We start from the raw sequence: 3,214 nt of genomic DNA on the forward strand, positions 1-3,214 counted from the left end.
GCCGCGTGGGCCGCCAGCCCCATGCCGCCCCAGGCCAGCGCGACGACCACCGGGACGCCGCCGGGCTGCGGCACCAGCAGGCCGGTGTAGTGGTAGTCGCCGAACGGCAGCCCGGTCCTCGTGCCGACCCACTCGGCGGTGTAACCGGCGGTGACGGCGGCGGCGAAGGCCGCGGCCGCCCGGGGGAGGGTGTGGACCGCCGCGGCGAAGGCGACCGCGGTCGCCGCCAGCAGCAGCACGACCACGCTGGTGAGCAGGATCGGCCGCGGCTGCAGCCCGGTCGCCACCTGCGCCGCCACCATGGCGACCAGCAGCGCCGTCCCGGCCCGGCCCGGTACGGCGGGCGAGGCGGGAATCCCTGTCACGGTCACCGCACGCCCCTCCCCGCTCCCGGCCACCCGTATGCGTCTCCCACGGAGACTCCTTCGAGTGGTTCTCTCCCTCCGGACGCATCCCGCACCCCGCCGGCGGATCTTCTTCGGCAAGGCCTTCGGAAAGACCCGGCGGGGAGGACAGGGGGAGGACAGGGGGAGGACAGGGGGAGGAACGGCGCGGGCCGCGAGACCATTGACCGCGCAACGATCCGCCGACTAGCGTCGGGATCCGTCAGCCAGGGACCGGCCCGGGAGAGCGCGTGACCATGCACGGACCCGGCCTCGGCCGGTACTACGAGGACTTCGCCGTCGGCGACGTCTACCGCCACCCGCTGGGCCGCACGATCAGCGAGGCCGACAACACCTGGTTCACCCTGCTGACGATGAACACCAACCAGAACCACTTCAACGCCCACTTCGCCGAGCGGGCCCCGGTCGGGAGGATCATCGTCAACTCCGGGCTGACCGTGGCCGTCGTGCTGGGCCTGTCCGTCATCGACGTCAGCCAGAACGCGTCGATGAACCTCGGCTGGGACGAGATCCGGCTGACCCACCCGGTGTTCGTCGGCGACACGGTCTACGCCGAGTCGATCGTGCTGGAGAAGCGGGAGTCGGCGTCGCGGCCCTACGCCGGGATCGTCACCTGCCGCACCCGCGGCCTCAACCAGGACGGCGACGAGATCATGTCCTGGCGGCGGAGCGTCATGGTCTACAAGCGCGACGCGCCCCACGACAAGGACCACTTCCCCGAGGCCAAGACCGGTCCGATGACGATCTGAGGACCGCGCCCGCCTCCCGCGCACGATCGAAAGGACGTCCAGGGGTGGATTTCGAGCTGAACGACGAGCAGCGGCTGTTCCAGCGGACCCTGCGGGAGTTCGTCGACTCCGAGATCACGCCGGTCGCCCCGGAGTGGGAGCGGACCGGCCGCTACCCGGCCGAGATCGTCGAGCGGTTCCGGCAGCTGGGGCTGTTCGGCGTCACGGTCCCCGAGGAGTACGGCGGGCTGGCGCTGGACCGGGTCTCGTTCGCCCTGGTCTTCGAGGAGATCGCCCGCGGCTGGATGGGCGTGGCCGGGGTGCTCGGCTCGCACTCCCTGTCCGCCTGGATGATCGCCCGCTACGGCACCGAGGAGCAGAAGAAGGCCTACCTGCCGGACCTGGCCACCGGCGCCCGCCGTACCGGGATCGCGCTGACCGAGCCGGGGGCGGGCACCGACCTGCAGGGCATCCGGACCCGCGCGGTCCGCGACGGCGACCACTACGTGATCGACGGCACCAAGACGTGGATCACCAACGCCCGGCACGCCGACCCGATGCCCGTCCTGGTCAAGACCTCGATCACCGAGCCCGCCCACCGCGGCATGTCCCTGATCCTCGTCGAGGCCGGCACCCCCGGCTACACCGTCGGCCGCGACCTGCCCAAGCTCGGCTACCGGGGCACCGAGACCTGCGAGGTCGTCCTCGACGACGTGCGCGTCCCGGTGTCGGCGCTGCTCGGCGGGGTGGAGGGCCGGGGCATGCAGCAGGCGCTGTCGGCGCTGGAGCTCGGCCGGATCAACATCGCCGCCCGCGCGGTGGGCGTCTCCCAGTGCGCCTACGACGCCGCGCTGGCCTACTCCCGCGAGCGCCACGCCTTCGGCAGGCCCATCTCCGACTTCCAGGCCGTCCAGCTCAAGCTCGCCGACATGGCCACCGAGATCCAGGCCGCCCGGCTGCTCACCTACTGGGCGGCGGTCCGCTCGGAGAGCGGCGCGGTGACCGCCGAGGCCGCGATGGCCAAGTACTTCGCCTCGGAGGTCGCGCTCCGCACGACCATGGAGGCCATGCGGGTGCACGGCGGCTACGGCTACTCTCCCGAGTTCGTCGTCGAGCGCCTCTACCGCGACGCGCCGCTCATGGCCATCGGCGAGGGCACCAACGACGTCCAGCGGATGGTGATCGCTCGGTCGCTCGTCGCGGGCGACGCCACGGTCGGCTGGTGATCCGGAGGGGAGTCCGCCGGAACGGAACGCGTTTCCGCGACGGATCGTGCTTCTTCCGGGACGGAGCGTGCCATCGGGACGAAATGTGAGGTAACCCACTCCCGAAAACTGTCCGATCGGTCAGATCCTGACCGATCGGACAAGCATTCTTGGGGAGGAGGTGGGTTTCGATGTCTCGCAGCGCCCGCTCGGGCACCCGTGAGGAGATCCTGGACGCGGCGTCCCGGCTCTTCGCCGCGACCGGCTTCAAAGGCACGTCATTGCAGGACATCGCCGGGGCGGTGGGCTGCTCCAAGGCCGCGCTGCTGTACCACTTCGACGGCAAGGACGCGATCCTCGCTGAGCTGCTGGCGCCCGCGGTCGAGGCGTTCAAGTCGCTCGACGCCCGGCTGGCCGCCCTCGACGACGAGGCCGTACGGCGCGCGGCCGTCGAGGGATTCGTGGACCTCGTGATGCGCTTCCGGCGGGAGGTCACCGTCCTGTACGGCGACCTGCCCGATCTGCTCCAGCGCCCGGCCTTCGCCGGGGTGCAGGAGATGACGGACCGGCTCCTGGCCGCCCTCACCGGCCGCTCGGCCGCGCCCGAGGCCCGCGCGGCGGCGCTGCTGGTGCTCGGCGGGGTCCCGGTCGTCTGCATGGAGCCGTGCGGGATCGACGACGAAGGGCTCCGCTCCGCCCTGGTCCGCAGCGCGGCCCGGGCCCTCGACCCCGCCGGCGCCTGACGGCCTCCCCGGTCCCGCCCGCGCCTGACGGTGCTTCCGCTGCTCTTCCGCTGTTTCTGAAATTTCCGACGTTTCCGACAAGGATGCTTCATGGCCACCTTGCTCTACCGGCTCGGCCGAGCCTCGTTCCGCCG

At 71.7% G+C, this 3,214-nt stretch carries 4 protein-coding genes; 3 read left to right on the plus strand and 1 reads right to left on the minus strand.

The window, feature by feature from the left end; translation table 11 throughout:
• Positions 1-371 (minus strand): carotenoid biosynthesis protein (locus ACWJ6R_RS33065; RefSeq protein WP_449065987.1); only part of this gene is annotated, 371 nt, incomplete at its 3' end.
• Between the two features lie 269 nt (positions 372-640).
• Between ACWJ6R_RS33065 and ACWJ6R_RS33070 the strand changes: the two genes are divergently transcribed.
• From ACWJ6R_RS33070 to ACWJ6R_RS33080, 3 genes are all read left to right on the plus strand, one after another.
• Positions 641-1,153, plus strand: coding sequence for a MaoC family dehydratase (locus tag ACWJ6R_RS33070; RefSeq protein ID WP_449065990.1), 513 nt, complete (start codon positions 641-643; stop codon positions 1,151-1,153).
• Between the two features lie 44 nt (positions 1,154-1,197).
• Positions 1,198-2,358, plus strand: coding sequence for an acyl-CoA dehydrogenase family protein (locus tag ACWJ6R_RS33075; protein ID WP_449065988.1), 1,161 nt, complete (start codon positions 1,198-1,200; stop codon positions 2,356-2,358).
• A gap of 170 nt (positions 2,359-2,528) precedes the next feature.
• Positions 2,529-3,080, plus strand: a complete 552-nt coding sequence (locus ACWJ6R_RS33080; RefSeq protein ID WP_449065989.1) for a TetR/AcrR family transcriptional regulator — start codon at positions 2,529-2,531, stop codon at positions 3,078-3,080.
• Positions 3,081-3,214 lie beyond the last annotated feature (134 nt).

The organism is Planomonospora algeriensis, from assembly GCF_977012225.1.

What these genes read in the sequence shown, in the direction of transcription:
- ACWJ6R_RS33070 (WP_449065990.1), top strand. Translation starts at nt 641, where the DNA reads ATGCACGGACCCGGCCTCGGCCGGTACTACGAGGACTTCGCCGTCGGC.
- ACWJ6R_RS33080 (WP_449065989.1), top strand. Translation starts at nt 2,529, where the DNA reads ATGTCTCGCAGCGCCCGCTCGGGCACCCGTGAGGAGATCCTGGACGCG.